We start from the raw sequence: 16,959 nt of genomic DNA on the forward strand, positions 1-16,959 counted from the left end.
GGTATCAGGCCGCATTCCGGGCTTTGGAACGCGCGACCCGCGCTTCGCCAACCAGGGCATCAAACAGGAAAATAATCGCCAGCATCACTACGATCAGGATCGATCCGTAGGCAATGGCCACGCCATACTCGCCGTCCTCTACCCGGTTAAGGATGTAGGACGTCGCGACGCGCGTATCTGGCGTCACCAGGAAAACAATGGCGCTCACGGTGGTCATGGCACGGACAAAGCTGTAGACCAACGCCGAGAGGATCGCCGGGCGCAGCAAGGGCAGCAGGATATACACTATGGTGCGAAGCGAACCGGCACGCAGGCTGAGGGAGGCCTCATCCAGTGACTTGTCCAACTGCCCCAAACCGGCGATACCCGCGCGGATCCCCACCGGCACGTTGCGCATCACCATCGAAATGATCACGATGGCTGCCGTTCCGGTCAGGTAAACCGGCGCGCTGTTGAACGCCAGAATGTAGGAAACACCGGCCACGGTGCCTGGCACCGCGAAGCACAGCATAGTGCTGAACTCGATCACTTTTTTACCCTGGAACTGCTGACGTACCACGATGTAAGCAATCAGCAGGCCGAAGATGGCAGTGATCGGTGCGGCAATCCCGGCATACAGCAAGGTATCGATCAGGGAAGGCCATGCGCCGTCGCTGAACCCTTGGCCGAACAGTTTGCTGAAGTTGTCCAGCGTCAGCGTGTAGTCCACGCCCCAGTTAACGGTAAAGCTGCCGTAGAAAATGCTGCCGTACAGCAAGATATTGAAGGCGATCCAGACATACAGCATCAGCGAGACGCCCCACACCAGCGTCACCGGCAGCGGCTGAACGTCGCCGTGGTTGGATTTGCCGGAAATGGTCACGTAGGAACGCTTGCCGATCCACATGTATTGCACGCAGAACACCAGCAGCGAGAACATCAGCAGCACCACGCCCAGCGTACTGGCCGCCTGATAATCAAGCTGCGCACCGGTAATGTAGAAGTAGATCTGCGTGGCCAATACGTCGAAGTTGCCGCCGAGAACCAAGGGGTTACTGAAGTCTGCCAACGATTGAACAATGACGATCAGGAACGAGTTGGCCAATGCCGGTTTCAGCAACGGCATAAACACCTGGGTAAAGGTCTGGAAGCGGTTGGCGCGCAACGTATAGGACGCCTCTTCCAGCGACGGATGGATGGTCTTGATAGCCCCGTCGAGGATCATGAATGACATGGGCGTAAAGGCCAGCACCTGGGCCAACCAGATCCCGGTAAAGCCGTAGAGCCAGTTGGTGTTGGTCAGGCCGAACCAGGTCACCATCAGCTCGGTGATGTAGCCGGAGCGGCCCATCATCAGGGTGACGCCTAAGCCAACCACAAACGGCGGCGTTACGATTGGCAGGATCGAAAAGATACGGCCAATCACCGCCGAGCGGCGGGCGATACGCGTGGTATAAATTGCCAGCACCATGCCAAAGAAGGTACAGCCAATCCCGACGGCGACGGACAGTAGGAAGGAGTTCCAGATCACCTGCAGGATATGCGCCTGCCCGAGCGTTTGCATAAACGCCAACGGGGCGAAGGCACCGGCCTCATCGGTGAACATCGGGATAAAGATGGCGATGCTGGGGTAAATGATAAACAGCACGATCAGGGCGATCACTGCCACCAGCGAACCGAGTACAAAGCGATCGCCACCCAGCCATTCCAGCCTTGAGAGCGCAAGGGTGATCACTGCGCCCATTGCCACCAGCAGCGGCAAGGTAGCGAACCCCATCCCGGTACCGGTCGCGGCGGCGCTGATAAACACCAATAGCCCACAGGCCAGGGCATAACCGGCATCAAAAAGGTGGCGGTTGCGTTGCTTGCGGCCAGTGGCAATCTGCGGGCGTACCACCAGCAGCAGCGGGGCGGCAAACCACAACATGGCCAAGCCTGCATGTGACCATCCGTAGGCCGCCAGCAGCTCTTCGCGGGTCGCCTCCAGCAGCCCGTAGTCCAGGCTGTAGGAAGGCAGTAGGGCGAAACCTGCCAGCGCCAGCAGCAACCAGTAGAAAATGGGATCCCGCCCCTGCGCCGTGCGCAAGGTGATGGTTTCAGACATGATATTCCCCGGAATAAACGAAAATGAAGCGGGCATAGTCAGCAGTCACTACGCCCGATAGATGCGGGATGGGATCAGTGGCCCATCTTCACGTCGTTAACCCATTTGGTGATCAGCTTTTTACGCATGTCGGAAGCGCCGTAGGTATCCATGTCGTAATCGATCAGTTTCAGTTGATCCAGCTTCAGCGAGTTAGGGGAAGTCTCTGCCGTGGTGTTAGTCAGGATCTGGTAAGACTGACCCTTCTTCCATGAAAGCTCCTGAGCCTCTTTTGACAGCGCCCAGTCTACGAACAGCTTGGCGTTTTCCATATTGCGGGCGTTTTTCAGGATGCTGATGCCGCCGATTTCATAGCCAGAACCTTCGCATGGGGAAACCAGCGTCAGAGGTGCGCCTTTTTCTTTTTCCAGCGAATAGTCGTGTAGGAAGCCAATACCGATGGTGGTTTCACCGCGCGCGGCGTTGCGGGCCGGAGCAATGCCGGACTTGGTGTACTGTGAGATATTGCCATTCAGCTGTTTCAGATAATCAAAGGCGGCTTCTTCGCCCCACAACTGCGCAAAGGTGGCCAGCGCGGTGTAGGCCGTGCCGGAACTTTGTGGATCGGCGATCTGGATCTCGCCTTTGTAGATCGGGTTGGTCAGATCCTTCCAGCACTTGGGCTCAGGCAGGTTTTTCTCTTTCAGACGATCGGTGTTGACGCCAAAACCGAGAATGCCGATATACACCGCAGAGGAGTAGTTGCCTTTACGTTTGGCCGGATCGCGGAACTGCGGCATGATTTGCTCCAGGTTCGGAGAGGCGTAAGCCTCCAACAGGTCCATTTCACCGGCCTGTGATTGAGGATCCAGCGTACCGCCGTACCAGACGTCAGCCTGCGGGTTTTTCTTTTCCGCGTCTACCTTGGCCAAGGTGCTGCCAGAGCCGTTGCGGATAAAGCTGGTCTTGACGTCGTATTTCTCCCCGAAGGCTTTGGCTTCTTCCTCGCACATGGCGTTGGTGGCGCTGCAATAGATCACCAGACGGCCTTTGGCCTGCACGGTTCCGGCCAGGGCTGTCAGCGCCAGCGTGGTGGCCAGCAGGGTGTTGAGAGGTGTCAATTTCATGGTGTTGTCCTTGTTGTTGTTGTCTTTGTAGGGTAAAGCAAACCAATTTGCCCCTCACCCCAACCCTCTCCCACAGGGAGAGGGAGCTGATCCGGTGTTGCTATTGGGTGCGAGGATCAATCTGTGGCACCTTTATCCTCTGGCTCCAGTCTCTCTGATCTGCTGATCTGCTGATCCGGCGTTGCTATTGGGTGCGAGGATCAATCTGTGGCACCTTTTATCCTCTGGCTTCAGTCCTTCTGATCTGATGTCCGACGCAGAAGATAATATGTTGCACATTCGGTCCCCTCTCCCTGTGGGAGAGGGTTAGGGTGAGGGGAATTGCACCGACTAAAAACCCTCATCACCCTGTAAAATTCTTGTCTTACTCTTGCCGTATCTGCCCGGCCATCAGCAGCGGCATCAACAGCAGGCCGACGCAGGTGGCTGCCAGCGCCAGCAGGGCAAAGAACCCATACCAACCGTAATGCTGCAATACCTGAGCCAGCGGCCAACCGGCCAGCGCGGCCCCCAGGTAGGCAAACAGGCCAAGAAACCCGGTCACGGTCCCGGCCGCATCCTTGTGGCAGTGCTCAGTGGCGGCCAGCCCGATCAGCATCTGCGGCCCAAACACAAAAAAGCCGAGGCCGAAAAAGCAGGCCGAAAGCAGCCCGTAATGGTGCAGCGGGGCCAGCCACAGGGCGGTCGTCGTCACAAACAGCCCGATGGAGAACAGCAGGATCATCGGTGCTCGCAGGCCGCGAAACAGCAGATCCGATCCCCAACCGGCAAACAGCGCGCCAAACAGCCCACCCAGTTCAAACAGTGACAACGTGGCGTTGGCCTTCATCAGGTTGACGCCGTGGCTCTCCGCCAGCCAGATGTTGCCCCAATCGTTCAGCGCAATACGTATCAGGTACACCAGGATGTAGGACACGCCCAGCAACCAGATGGTTGGGTTGCGCAATATGGTGTCAAACAACATCCGCCGCATCGGCATCGCCGGGCTTTGCTGCTCTTGCCACAGCTCCAGCGGATCGCGCCGCCAGTGGCCTACGCTGGGTAATCCTTGCTGCTGCGGTTTACCGCACAGTTGCCAGCACAGCCACAGCCCAATCAGCATCCCGATGGCTCCCGGCAGCAACAGCGCAGCCTGCCAACCGTAGTGCGAAGCCATAAATCCGGACAGCAACGGCACGGCCGCACCGCCCAGGCTGATCGAGGTATTCCAGGTGCCCCACCAGAAGCCTCGCTCGTTGCGCGAATACCAACTGGTGAGCATCTTGGCGCAGGGCGGCCAGCCCCAGCCCTGAAAGAAACCGTTTAACGTCCAGACCACCAGCAATGCCGTCAGCGAATGGCAAAAGGCGAACACGATGTTCAGCACGCCGGTGATAAACAGCCCGACCCCCATAAACCAGCGCGCCTGGCTGCGATCGCTGACGATGCCGGAGACAAACTTCGAGCCGCCGTAGGCCAGGTAAAACAGCGTACCCAGCAGGCCGATATCTCCTTTGTCCAACCCCAGTTCAAGTTGCATCACCGGCATGGCATAGCTGACGCTTTTGCGCGTCAGATAGAATGCGCCGTAGCCGACGATCATCGAAAACATCAGGCGTGGTCGCCAGTAGCGGTAGCGAGCGCTGATTTGCTCTGCGGTTAACGTGGCCGATGCCATGGTGTCCTCCAGACAATGGGAGCAGTGTAGGATGTTGAAAATCGCAATGGATGAGACAAGGTTTTAGGCGCCTAAGACTAAGTCTTAGTTACACGGGGTTTTTGTTCAGTTTTGTGGGCAGGTTAACAATTATGCGCGTGCCGTTACGCCGGTGGAGCCGCCAATCGCCCCCCAATGCGCGTACTCGCTCTTCAATACCGCGCAGGCCAAAGCCGCTGGTGGGTTGCAACGGTATGCCCTGGCCGTCATCACGGACTTCCAGGGTGATCGTCTGGTGGGTTTGCGTCAGGCTTAAATGCACATGGCTGGCGCAGGCGTGTTTGCTGATGTTATTGAGCAGCTCCTGCGCCACGCGGTAGAGGGTAAATACCAGGGTTTCATCATCTGGTGTGGCAGGCAGGCGGTAATCCAGCTGGAAGCTGATCCCCTGTTCGGCAAAGGAAAACTCATCGGCCAGGTGATGCAGGGCTTTGTCCAGCTCCATCTCTTCCAACACCGGCGGGCGTAACTGCCGTAACAGGGTGCGGGTGGTGTGGTGGATGCGCTGCGACAACGAATCGATCTGTTCGGCGGCCTGGCGGGTGGCCGGGGCGGTGGCGCTGCGGTTCACCAGCATCGCCTGGATCTGAATGGCGGTAATATTCTGGCCGATTTCATCATGCAACTCGCGTGCGATGGCTTTGCGCACTTCTTCTTCGGTCCCTATCAGCCGCTCCATCAGCTGTCGTTTGGCCGCTAATTCCTGTTCCAATTGCTGGCGATAGCGCTCTAGCTTTTGCGCCAGTTGCTGCTGGCGGCTGATGGCAATCCCCAACCCAATCCCCAACAGCGCCTGGGTAGAAAGGAATAGCTCCAACTCTTGCAGATCCTGAAACGCGCCACCGGCCTGGCGGGTGAGGGTGATCATCACGCTGCCAAACAGCGCCGCTAACACCCCCCCTTGCCAGCCAAAGCGATAAGCCATAAACACGTTGGGCAAAAAGATAAAGATCAGCAGCAGCCGCTCCATCTGCGGGGCGATAGCCAGTTGCACGCAAATCCCCATGGTGAGAAACAGTGAACACCACAGCAGTAGCGAGGTGCGTAATTGTGGCGTCGAGGGGCGTGGAACTGGCATTGATGTCACCAGTTGCTGACGCAGGTAGGTATAAATCAGATAGACAAAAGGCACCAGCAGCACGCCGCCGGTAAAGCTGGTCAGCAAGGTTTGACTGATGCTGGATGGCAGCCAGAACCCCGCCAGTAATCCACACAGCAGCGCATTGGCCGCGATGGCCGCCAGTAATAGCGACAGCCGTTGCCAATACAGGTGATAGCGATACCACAGCCGCTGAGTGCCCCAGGCCGGTAGCAGGCTTAACAACGGTAGCAGTAGCACCGAGCGATCGCTCAGCAATTGCTGGTCATGCAGCCATAGCAGCGTGGCGGCTTCCGCCAGTAATAGCGTGGGCCAGTAACGCCGCGGTAGCAGGATCAGCAGCGCTAGCCGCAGCCCTTGGGGAAACAGCAGCACGGCCTGCTGGCCGTCATGGCTCAGGTGCAGGCTAATGGTCCATAGGGCTAGCCAACTGAGGGCAAAAAACAGCGCCAGAAACAGCGAAAGCGCCAGGCGGCGCACCATTGGCGGCACCGGTTAACTCCCTGCAAGCAGTTGATGTTGCAGCGCGAAATGCACCAGTTCCACGGTCGTGTCGCAATGCAGTTTGCCGAGGATATTGGCGCGGTGCACCTGCACGGTCTTATGGCTTAAGGTCAACTGTTGGGCGATGGTTTTGACACTCAGGCCGTTGACCAGCAGATCGAAGATCTCTTTTTCGCGCGGGGTGAGTACCTGCAATTCTTGCGGTGGCTGCGGAGTATGGCGCAGTGCTCGCAAGGCATCCGCGCACAGGTAAAGCCCACCGCTGCTGACGGCGCGCACCGCCTGCACCAGTTCATGGGGGCCACAGCGTTTGGTGAGATAACCACCGGCCCCGGCATCAATAGCGCTTTGCACAAAGGCATTGGTGTCATAGATGCTGAGGATGATGGCGCGAAAGGTGGGGCGCTGTTGGCGTAAACGCTGGAGCAGGCTGAGGCCGCTTTCGTTCGGCATGGCAATATCCAGCACCGCTACGTCGATCGGATCGCGCAGCAGATGTGGCCATGCCTGTGCCGCCGAGTCGAACTGGCCGACGATACGGATATCCTCTTCCAACGACAATAACTGGGCAAACCCGGAGCGAACCACCACGTGGTCGTCTATCAGCGCAACGTTAATCATAGGCCTGTAACAAAGTATGAGATTTTCCGCATCATGCGCAGGAAAACCCCGGCTGGCAACTGCTGCGCCGCAAAATGGAAGGGAGTTAACAGATTGGCATTAAAATGGCCTGCCGCATCGACCCAGAGTATCCCTGTCACCAGCACTGTTATTGCCCTCCTGGCGGTTATTTTTACGCCATTCGCTTCGTTTCTCCCCTGCGGATCATGACCTCCGTCGCAAACCGGGAAGGTTGCAGGTTTGTCCATATAAATAGCATTCAAAGATATGGGGGAAATCGCTATCGAGGCTGTAGAGTCCCCTTACGGGAATGTTGTGCAGATGTAAAATCGGCATCCCGGTAAAGCGTCACTAATCATAAAATATAAATAATACCAATGAGTTACCTCGCTATTTGGCGGTTATGCCTCAACCTACATTAGATCCGGGAGTGTTAGATGAAAAAATTGAGTGTGAAAACGTTATTGGCGGCCAGCCTGTTCAGCATGCTGGTGGGCTCGGGCGGTGCATTGGCGCAAGAAGTGGAAGTCGTCAATATTTCGAAAATTGCCGGAATGCCCTGGTTCAACCGCATGGGTGAAGGTGTGGAACGAGCAGGTAAAGACCTGAGCATCAAAGCCTATCAGGTTGGCCCATCCAGTACCGATGCGCCACAACAGGTTAAAATCATTGAAGATTTGATCGCTAAGAAAGTCAGCGCCATCAGTATCGTGCCGAACGATGCCGATGTGTTGGAGCCCGTCTTCAAGAAAGCGCGTGACGCCGGTATCGTGGTATTAACCAACGAATCCCCAGGGCAGCCTAGCGCTAACTGGGATATTGAAATCATCGATAACGCCAAATTTGCCGCCGACAACGTGGAAGAAATGGCCAAAGCGATGGGCGGCAAGGGTGGGTATGTTATTTATGTCGGCAGCCTGACCGTGCCACAACATAACCTGTGGGCAGATTTGTTTGTTAAGTACCAGAAAGAGCATTATCCGGACATGTTTGAAGTGACCAGCCGTATGCCCGTCGCCGAGAGCATTGACGATTCACGCCGCACTACACTGGATCTGATGAAAGCCCATAGCGACCTGAAAGGGATTGTGGCCTTCGGCTCACAGGGCCCAATTGGTGCAGGCCGCGCAGTGAAAGAGAAGCGGGCGAAAAACAATGTCCACGTATTCGGCATGATGATCCCTTCTCAGGCAGCTTCGCTGATTAAAAGTGGTGATATCGCCATGGGCGTCACTTATGACCCAGGTTCTGCTGGATATGCACTGACCGCCGTTGCTGACAAAGTGCTCAAGGGTGAGAAGATCGAAACAGGCATGGAGATCCCAGGGGTGGGTAAAGCGGAGGTTGATCAGGATAAACACCTGATTCAGTTCCACAATGTACTGCGAGTTACCAAGGACAACGTGGATTCCCTGTATTAATTCCCCCGCATGACCGCAGAGCCGGATACCTTGTTCGGCTCTGCAACCAATGCTCGCCTGGCGTAAGAGGATGTATGCAGCCATTTATTACCCTGGAAAATATCAGTAAAACCTTTTATGGCGTCAAGGCGCTGAATAAGGTGGCCATGACCCTGCTACCGGGTGAGGTACATTGCCTTGCTGGGCAGAACGGTTGTGGCAAATCAACACTGATCAAGATTATCTCCGGTGTTTACCAACCCGATAGAGATGCCGCCATTATTATTGATGGTAAAACCTATGCAACCCTGACACCTATTGAGTCTGTCCGCCTGGGGATCCAGGTTATTTATCAGGATTTATCCTTATTCCCGAATCTGACCGTGGCTGAGAATATCGCCATGAACCATTATCACCATCGACTATGGGTGAATAAACGTCAGATGCGGGAGACCGCCGAACGCGTCATTAACAGCATCGATGCCCACCTTAATCTGGACGAATTGGTTGAGAATTTATCCATCGCCCAGCAACAATTAGTCGCTATCTGCCGTGCACTGGCACAAGATGCCCGCCTCATTGTGATGGATGAGCCAACCGCGTCGCTGACCCGGCAGGAAGTTAACGGCTTGCTACGGGTGGTGCATGAGCTGAAATCACGCAATATCTGCGTGGTATTTGTGAGTCATCGGTTGAGCGAAGTACTGGAGATTTCAGACCGTATTACCGTGCTGAAAGATGGCCAATGGGTTGGAACCTACCCCGCTGCTGAAGTGGATAACCAACGGCTTGCCTGGCTGATGACGGATATGAAATTTGATTTTCAGGTGCTAGCGCCTTACAGCGCAGCACGCCCGGTCGTGCTGGCAGTGGAAGCGCTTTCCCGTGGCAACGAATATCAGAATATCTCACTGGCTTTGCATCCTGGCGAAATTGTCGCGCTGGTTGGTTTGCTGGGGTCTGGCCGCACAGAGCTGTGCCTCAGCCTATTTGGTATAACCAAACCCGAGTCGGGCAGTATTCGTATCAATGATAAGCCAATGCGGTTCACCAGTAACCGCGACGCCATTGCCGCCGGTGTGGGCTATGTCTCGGAAGACCGGATGAGCACCGGGCTGATTATGGAGCAATCCATCCGCGACAATATCAGTGCCACGGTATTACACCGGCTTAAAAATGCCTTTCACCTGATGCGGGCCGAGCGAGTCGACACACTGGTCGAAGACATGGTGAAACACCTGTCGATCAAAATTGGTAACAGCGACTTGCCGGTCAACACGTTATCCGGCGGAAATGCGCAGCGTATTGCCATCGCCAAATGGCTGGCAACCGAACCGCAAATACTGATCCTCGATTCGCCGACCGTTGGGGTCGATATTGCCAACAAGGCGGGGATTTATAACATTATCAATGCATTGGCGGCACGGGGGATTGCTGTATTAATGGTGTGTGATGAGATCGATGAAGCTTACTTTAATAGCCACCGTATTATCGTTATGCGGTCCGGGCGGCTGGTGCAGGAGTTCTTGACGAGTAACTGCAGCGAAGCTGCCATTGCGGAGGTAGTCAATGGCTAATCCCCATGTCCTCAATAAATCTGATGTTGGCAAAACAGGCTTATTCAATAAACAGCATCTGAAACGCCATGAAGTTATGTTGGCTTTCACCCTATTGATTATTTCGACTTATCTTGCTTTCACCAGCCCAGAATTTCTGACGCTCGCCAATATTTATGACTTGATAAATAACTACGCCATGCTGACCATTTTGGCGTGTGGGTTTTTTATCGTTTTGATTTCTGGCGGTATTGACATCTCATTTCCGGCGATGACCATCATCTCGCAATATGTCATGGTGACATTTATTGTGAAGTTTGGTGGTAATTTCCCGGTGGCTTTCGCGTTGGCAGGAGGCATCGGGTTATTGCTGGGGTTGATCAATGCGTTGTTGGTTAATCGCCTGCGGGTGCCGTCCATCATTATTACCATTTCCACGCTGAATATCTTCTACGGGTTGCTGCTGTATCTCAGCCGGGGTGTCTGGCTGTATACCTATCCGGAATGGTTCGAACATGGGCCAATGCTGTTTTCCTTCACCGCCGCTGACGGCTATGACTATGGACTTTCGCTGCCCATTTTGACCTTGCTGGCGACGATTATTGTCACTGCTTTGGTGATGACTCGTACCAGCATTGGCCGGCAAATTTATGCGTTGGGCGGAAATCAGGAGGCGGCATCCCGCATGGGGTTCAGCATTGTTAAGCTGCAACTGTTTGTTTATGGCTATATGGGGTTTTTATCCGGCATCGCCGGTGTGGTGCAGTACTATACCGTCTTGACGGTGGCACCGGACTCGTTGCTCGGTTATGAACTCACCGTGCTGGCGGCGGTGGTACTGGGCGGTACCAGTATTGTCGGTGGGCGGGGGACCCTAACCGGCACTCTGCTTGGAGTGATCTTGCTGGCAGTTTTGCAAAATGGTCTGAATTTACTGGGTATTTCGTCGTACTGGCATAGCGTGGTGATCGGTCTGGTGATAGTCATCAGTATCAGTGTGACAGCCTGGGGCCAACGTCATAAGGTAGGGATATAACCATGTCGAAAACAACTCAACGTGATCATACCGAGCGCTGGTTGGTGGCACTGCTGGTGCTGGTGGCGGGCGTGTTCAGTGTGCTGATCCCACAGGTATTCTGGTCTGCGGCCAATTTCCAATCCATCGCCTCACAGATCCCCGTCGCGGGGATATTGACGCTGGCGATGGCGATCACCATGCTAACCGGTGGCATCAACTTATCTATTATTGCCACTGCGAATGCCAGTGCGCTGGTGATGGCCTGGGTGTGTACCCAGCTTGAGCCAACGTTCAGTTCAATGATAGTGATGCTGTTGGCGGGGGTATCGGTTGCCTTGGTGGTGGGGATCATCAATGGGGTGCTTATCTCGGTGGTTCGGGTATCCCCCATTCTGGCGACACTGGGCATCATGACCTTGCTCAAAGGGATCAATGTGCTGATCTCTAAAGGCTCGGCGATTTCAAACTTTCCGAGCTATGTGCTGGCATTGGATCGCAGCTATTTCCTCGGGGTTCCAGTCCCGCTTTATCTGTTTGCCATAGTGGCGTTGCTGCTCTGGCTTATGTTGGCCAAGACCCCGCTGGGCCGTCAGATATACCTGTCCGGCTCCAACGAAAAAGCCACCTTTTTCTCTGGTATTAATACCCGCCGCACGCTGATTTGGGTTTATGTGATTTCCTCGTTACTGTGCGCCGTCGCGGCGTTGCTGATGATGTCCAAACTCAACTCGGCCAAAGCCTCTTACGGCGAGTCACTGTTGCTGATCACTATCCTGGCGACGGTATTAGGCGGGGTAAATCCTGACGGTGGATTTGGTAAGGTCTTCGGCATTGTGTTAGCGCTGTTCCTGCTGCAAATGCTGGAGAGCGGGCTAAATATCATGGGGGTCAGCAGCTATATCACCATGGCACTGTGGGGATCGCTACTGCTGGCGTTTATCTTTGTCAAAGGTGCGAAGGTCCCGGCATTGCGTTTCTTACGGCAGAACAAGCCGTTGCCGTGATAGTGCAAGCTCGCCAAACAGGTTCGACAGCCCAGGAGCAGCCCACTACATCACTGTATGTTGGGCGCTCCTGTTTAGTCACTGCTGGCAGATCGATAGATCCGCTGGGGTCTGCCCACCTTGCCGTAAATAATCTCCGCCACTAATTGATCGTTGGCGCTAAAAAACTCCAGGTAGCGCCGGGCGGTGGTGCGGCTCAGCCCAATCTGTTGTGCCACGCTTTCTGCCGTATGACGCACCTGCGGATCTTCGAACAAAGCGCGGATCTTCATCAGCGTCAGCTCATCAATGCCGGTGGGCAATGCGGCCTGATCGCCACCGCGGGCGTAGGTGTTGAACATCTCATCGATACGGCGTTGGTTGACCCGCGCCTTGTCTTTCAGCGCTTCGCGCCGTTGGCTAAAGCGTTGCAGGGTTTGCGCCAGGCGGTCATAGGCCAGGGGTTTGATCAGGTAATCGAACACGCCATAGCGCAGCGCTTCGGCCACGGTGTCCATATCGCTGGCGGCGGTGATAAACACAATGCCACCGCCGTAGCCTTGTAGCGTCAGTTCGCGCAGCAGTTCTATGCCTTGGCCGTCCGGCAGGAAATTATCCAGCAGGATCAGGTCGGGTTTGAAACGCTCGGTCATCGCGCGTGCCTGTGCCAGGGTGCCCGCCAGCCAAATCTGCCGGCATCCGCCATTCTGCTTGATGAATTCCGCATGCATTTCTGCCAACGGCGTTTCATCCTCAACAATCAGAATATTTAGCCACTCCATGTCAATTCCCCGTTGCTTAATTACGTTGCTAATTAAATCTCAGCGAGATGGTTATTTAATTAAACACTATGTCGCTAATAAAAACTATAAAAATAATTAAGTAAATAAAAACCATTAAACAACTTATTTACTGCAGGTAGATTGTGAAATAGGTCAATAATCAGGGCGTTATTTGTGTTTAACATGGCGCCATTAAATACCCCGTTCGCGTTATAGACCATTTCAACTCGATGGTTTTTAAGGTTTTTATTACGCCTTAATGTTAACTGTAATGGGATTTTGTATTTCAAATGTTATTGATAAGTTATTTTAGAGAGACTGACATGCTGGGCGATACCGTATTTAATCGGGTGAAAAGATCGGATCACAAAAATATAGCGGCAATTAATGCTTTTTTGCGTAGTAACGATCTGAATATTGATACCACGGTCGAGGTTTTTATCACCGTGACCCAGGGCGAGCAATTGGTTGCCTGCGGAGGTATCGCCGAAAATATTATCAAATGCGTGGCCATCAGCCCGCAAATGCGCGGTGAAGGTTTAGCATTATCCTTGGCGACCGAGCTGGTGAATCTGGCCTATGAGCGCCATCACACCCAGCTGTTTATCTACACCAAAGTGCAGAATGAGGCGCTGTTTCGCCAGTGTGGTTTCTACCCGATTGCCAGCGTGCCGGGCATCGTGGTGCTGATGGAAAACAGCCCGTGCCGCCTGAAGCGTTACGCTGCGCAACTGGCCAGCGAGCGCCAGCCGGGCGACACCATTGGCAGCATCGTGATGAATGCCAACCCCTTTACCCGTGGCCATCAATATCTGGTGCGGGAAGCCGCCGCCCAATGTGACTGGCTGCATCTGTTCCTGGTGAAGGAAAACACCTCGCGCTTCCCGTATGAAGATCGCCGCGATCTGGTACTGAAGGGCACCGAGGGGATCACCAATCTGACGGTGCATGAGGGGTCTCAATACGTGATCTCCCGCGCCACTTTCCCTTGCTACTTCATTAAAGAGCAGGGGGTTGCCGACGACTGTTACACCGAAATCGATCTGAAAATCTTCCGCCAGTATCTGGCCCCCGCGTTGGGCATCACGCATCGATTTGTCGGCAACGAACCGTTCTGCGCCGTAACGGCGAAATACAACCGCGACATGCGTTACTGGCTGGAAACTCCGGCGCTGGCTAGCCCACCGATCGAACTGGTGGAAATTGAGCGCTTGCAGTACCAGGGCACGGCGATCTCTGCCTCCTGGGTGCGCAAGTTGCTGGCCGCGGGAGACTTTCACGCCGCCGCGCCTTTGGTGCCGAAAGACACGCTGTACTACCTGCAGGATCTGCAGGCACAGCGCCGGGCCAAGCCAGTACCGCAAGAATTTGAGTCCGCACAATCAGGTGAACAATGAAAATAATCCGAGAAGCAATGGCCGGCACGCTGGAATCCAGCGATGTCATGGTCCGTATCGCGCCAGCAGAAGGCCCGGAACACGATCTGCTGATTGCCAGCAGCGTGGAAAAACAGTTCGGCGATGCCATCCGCCACACCCTGTTGCAGGTTTTGCAGCAGTACGACGTGCCGCCGGTGCAGGTGATTGTCGACGATAAAGGCGCACTGGACTGTGTGCTGCGTGCACGGCTGGAGACCGCGCTGATGCGTGCCAGCGAAACCGTCACGCTGCCTTGGGAGGAACGCCGTGAAAACGCTGAATAAACACCGCATGCGCCGCAGCATGCTATTCGTACCGGGGGCGAATGCCGCCATGGTCAGCAACGCCTTTATCTATCAGGCCGATGCGTTGATGTTCGATCTGGAAGACTCGGTGATCCTGCGTGAGAAAGACGCGGCCCGTCGCCTGGTGTATCACGCGCTGCAACACCCGCTGTATCAGGAAGTTGAAACCATTGTACGCGTTAACGCCTTGGATTCGGCCTATGGTCTGGCGGATCTGCAAGCGGTGGTGCGTGGCGGGGCGGATATCGTCCGTCTGCCAAAAACCGACACCGCGCAGGACGTGGTGGATATGGAGCATGAAATCGCCGCCATTGAACGTGCCTGTGGTCGCCCGGTCGGCAGCACTGGCCTGCTGGCGGCGATCGAGTCTGCACAGGGCATCACCAACGCGGTGGCGATTGCGCAGGCTTCCCCAAGGTTGATCGGGATTGCGCTGGGTGCCGAAGACTATGTGCGCAATCTGCGTACCGAGCGCTCGCCGGAAGGCATTGAGCTGCTGTTTGCCCGTTGTTCATTGTTGCAGGCCGCTCGCGCAGCCGGGATCCAGGCGTTCGATACCGTCTATTCCGATGCCAACAACGAAGCGGGTTTCCTACAGGAAGCGGCGCTGATCAAACAGCTGGGCTTTGACGGTAAATCCCTGATTAACCCACGCCAGATCGAACTGCTGCACAACCTGTATGCACCAACCGCCAAAGAAGTGGCTCATGCCCAGCGAGTGGTCGATGCGGCAGAGGCGGCAGAAAAAGAGGGGCGCGGCGTGGTTTCGCTGAACGGCAAGATGGTCGATAGCCCGGTGATTGAACGGGCCCGTCTGGTACTGCAACGCGCAGCGCTTTCCGGCGTGCGTGAAGAACCGAACCACAGCGAGGAAGCATGATGAAACGCCAACAACGCCTGATGACCTTGAACAATCACGCCGAGATGCGGCTTTATCAGGAAGCCTCCAAGGCCAACCTGCAGGCGCGTAAACCGCGCGATATCAAACGCTGTGAGTCGCTGGAAGTGGCGATCCGCCGCAGCGGCCTACAGGACGGCATGACCATCTCTTTCCACCACGCATTCCGTGGCGGCGATCTGGCCCTCAACCAGGTGATGGATGTGCTGGCGAAGATGGGCTTCCGCAACCTGACGCTGGCTTCCAGTTCATTGACCGATTGCCATGCGCCGCTGGTCGGCCATATCCGCAACGGGGTGGTAAGCCGTATTTATACCTCCGGCCTGCGTGGGCCGTTGGCAGACGCCATTTCGCGCGGCCTGCTGAAAGAGCCGGTGCAGGTTCACTCGCACGGTGGCCGGGTCAACCTGGTCGAGTCGGGTGAGTTGCAGATCGACGTTGCCTTCCTCGGGGTGCCTACCTGCGATGAGTTCGGCAATGCCAACGGTTATACCGGCGATGCCTGCTGCGGTTCGCTAGGTTACGCCAAGGTGGATGCCGCAGCGGCCCGTAGCGTGGTGCTGCTGACCGAAGCGATCGTGCCTTATCCACATCATCCCGCCAGCCTGGCACAGGATCAGGTCGATCTGATCGTGCAGTTGGAGCGAGTAGGGGATGCGGACAAGATCGGGGCCGATGCCACGCGTATGACCTCCAACCCGCGTGAGCTGCTGATTGCCCGCCGTGCTGCCGAAGTGATCGTCGATTCCGGCTACTTTACCGAAGGCTTTTCCCTCCAGACCGGCACCGGTGGCGCTTCGTTGGCCGTAACCCGCTTCCTGGAAGACAAGATGCGTGCCCGTGGTGTCCGCGCCGGTTTTGCACTGGGCGGCATCACCTCCACCATGGTGGAGCTGCATGAGAAAGGCCTGATCGGCAAACTGCTGGACGTGCAGAGCTTTGACCGCGCGGCGGCCATGTCATTGGCTCGCAATCCAAACCATATCGAGATCAGCGCCAATCAGTACGCCAATTTCAGCTCCAAGGGCGCGTCGGTTGATCGCCTGGACGTGGTGGTGCTGAGTGCGCTGGAAATTGACACCGGCTTTAACGTTAACGTGCTGACCGGCTCCGACGGGGTGATCCGTGGTGCTTCCGGTGGCCACTGTGATACCGCAGCGGCGGCGCGGTTGGCGATTATTGTCGCGCCGTTGGTGCGTGGCCGCATTCCTACGCTGGTTGAGCAGGTGACTACCTGCGTTACGCCGGGCTCCAGCATCGACATTCTGGTGACCGACCACGGTATTGCCGTAAACCCTGCTCGCCCAGAGCTGGCGCAGAGATTACGTGATGCCGGGTTGCAGGTGGTTACCATCGAATGGCTGCGTGAGCGTGCGCTGGTACTGACCGGCGAACCGAAACCAATCGCCTTTACCGACAACGTGGTGGCCGTGGTGCGCTATCGCGACGGTTCGGTGATTGACGTCGTACACCAGGTCGCGGAGTAACGC

The 16,959-nt window shown here is 55.7% G+C and carries 15 protein-coding genes; 8 read left to right on the top strand and 7 right to left on the bottom strand.

Annotated elements, in window-relative coordinates:
• Nucleotides 1–4: 4 nt before the first annotated feature.
• The 6 genes from ACX9GU_RS09740 to ACX9GU_RS09765 form a co-directional block, all read right to left on the bottom strand.
• Nucleotides 5–2,083 carry an ABC transporter permease gene (locus tag ACX9GU_RS09740; protein WP_473194610.1) on the bottom strand — a complete coding sequence of 693 codons (2,079 nt, stop codon included), beginning with the start codon at nucleotides 2,081–2,083 and terminating at the stop codon, nucleotides 5–7.
• A 74-nt stretch (nucleotides 2,084–2,157) separates the two neighbouring features.
• Entirely contained in the window at nucleotides 2,158–3,189 is a 1,032-nt protein-coding gene (locus ACX9GU_RS09745; protein WP_021180290.1) for an ABC transporter substrate-binding protein, read from the bottom strand.
• 364 nt (nucleotides 3,190–3,553) lie between these two features.
• A complete protein-coding gene (uhpC, locus tag ACX9GU_RS09750; protein ID WP_473194611.1) occupies nucleotides 3,554–4,846 on the bottom strand; it encodes an MFS transporter family glucose-6-phosphate receptor UhpC in 1,293 nt (430 codons plus the stop codon).
• 88 nt (nucleotides 4,847–4,934) lie between these two features.
• Nucleotides 4,935–6,467: an MASE1 domain-containing sensor histidine kinase gene (locus tag ACX9GU_RS09755; protein WP_473195149.1), complete on the bottom strand. Its 1,533-nt coding sequence runs from the start codon at nucleotides 6,465–6,467 to the stop codon at nucleotides 4,935–4,937.
• A 12-nt stretch (nucleotides 6,468–6,479) separates the two neighbouring features.
• Nucleotides 6,480–7,109 (bottom strand): response regulator, encoded by a 630-nt coding sequence (locus ACX9GU_RS09760; RefSeq protein ID WP_411753946.1) that lies wholly within the window; start codon nucleotides 7,107–7,109, stop codon nucleotides 6,480–6,482.
• Nucleotides 7,106–7,357 (bottom strand): hypothetical protein, encoded by a 252-nt coding sequence (locus ACX9GU_RS09765; RefSeq protein ID WP_473194612.1) that lies wholly within the window; start codon nucleotides 7,355–7,357, stop codon nucleotides 7,106–7,108. Before ACX9GU_RS09765 ends, ACX9GU_RS09760 begins: the two co-directional genes overlap by 4 nt.
• Before the next feature lie 237 nt (nucleotides 7,358–7,594).
• Between ACX9GU_RS09765 and ACX9GU_RS09770 the strand changes: the two genes are divergently transcribed.
• The 4 genes from ACX9GU_RS09770 (at nucleotide 7,595) to ACX9GU_RS09785 (ending at nucleotide 12,087) form a co-directional block, all read left to right on the top strand.
• Complete coding sequence (locus ACX9GU_RS09770; RefSeq protein WP_473195150.1) at nucleotides 7,595–8,530, top strand: substrate-binding domain-containing protein; 936 nt, start codon at nucleotides 7,595–7,597, stop codon at nucleotides 8,528–8,530.
• 74 nt (nucleotides 8,531–8,604) lie between these two features.
• Nucleotides 8,605–10,086 carry a sugar ABC transporter ATP-binding protein gene (locus tag ACX9GU_RS09775; protein WP_473194613.1) on the top strand — a complete coding sequence of 494 codons (1,482 nt, stop codon included), beginning with the start codon at nucleotides 8,605–8,607 and terminating at the stop codon, nucleotides 10,084–10,086.
• Between the two features lie 76 nt (nucleotides 10,087–10,162).
• Nucleotides 10,163–11,101 (top strand): ABC transporter permease, encoded by a 939-nt coding sequence (locus ACX9GU_RS09780; protein ID WP_473195151.1) that lies wholly within the window; start codon nucleotides 10,163–10,165, stop codon nucleotides 11,099–11,101.
• 2 nt (nucleotides 11,102–11,103) lie between these two features.
• Complete coding sequence (locus tag ACX9GU_RS09785) at nucleotides 11,104–12,087, top strand: ABC transporter permease (protein WP_473194614.1); 984 nt, start codon at nucleotides 11,104–11,106, stop codon at nucleotides 12,085–12,087.
• Between the two features lie 74 nt (nucleotides 12,088–12,161).
• Here the strand turns inward: ACX9GU_RS09785 and dpiA are convergent, their stop codons facing one another.
• Nucleotides 12,162–12,848, bottom strand: a complete 687-nt coding sequence (dpiA, locus tag ACX9GU_RS09790; protein ID WP_473194615.1) for a two-component response regulator DpiA — start codon at nucleotides 12,846–12,848, stop codon at nucleotides 12,162–12,164.
• Nucleotides 12,849–13,171: 323 nt separating this feature from the next.
• Between dpiA and citC the strand changes: the two genes are divergently transcribed.
• Genes citC through citF form a run of 4 tightly spaced genes read left to right on the top strand, consistent with a single transcriptional unit; the run spans nucleotide 13,172 to nucleotide 16,956 of the window.
• Nucleotides 13,172–14,245 carry a [citrate (pro-3S)-lyase] ligase gene (gene citC / locus ACX9GU_RS09795; protein ID WP_473194616.1) on the top strand — a complete coding sequence of 358 codons (1,074 nt, stop codon included), beginning with the start codon at nucleotides 13,172–13,174 and terminating at the stop codon, nucleotides 14,243–14,245.
• On the top strand, nucleotides 14,242–14,550 hold the full coding sequence (gene citD / locus ACX9GU_RS09800; protein ID WP_473194617.1) for a citrate lyase acyl carrier protein: 309 nt from the start codon (nucleotides 14,242–14,244) through the stop codon (nucleotides 14,548–14,550). The genes citC and citD overlap by 4 nt, the downstream gene beginning before the upstream one ends.
• 7 nt (nucleotides 14,551–14,557) lie before the next feature.
• The gene (gene citE, locus ACX9GU_RS09805) at nucleotides 14,558–15,451 is read left to right on the top strand and encodes a citrate (pro-3S)-lyase subunit beta (RefSeq protein WP_473195152.1); all 894 of its coding nucleotides are present in this window, start codon (nucleotides 14,558–14,560) and stop codon (nucleotides 15,449–15,451) included.
• Entirely contained in the window at nucleotides 15,451–16,956 is a 1,506-nt protein-coding gene (gene citF, locus ACX9GU_RS09810) for a citrate lyase subunit alpha (protein WP_473195153.1), read from the top strand. The genes citE and citF overlap by 1 nt, the downstream gene beginning before the upstream one ends.
• Nucleotides 16,957–16,959 lie beyond the last annotated feature (3 nt).

It is taken from the genome of Serratia sp. K1WW1 (assembly GCF_055790865.1).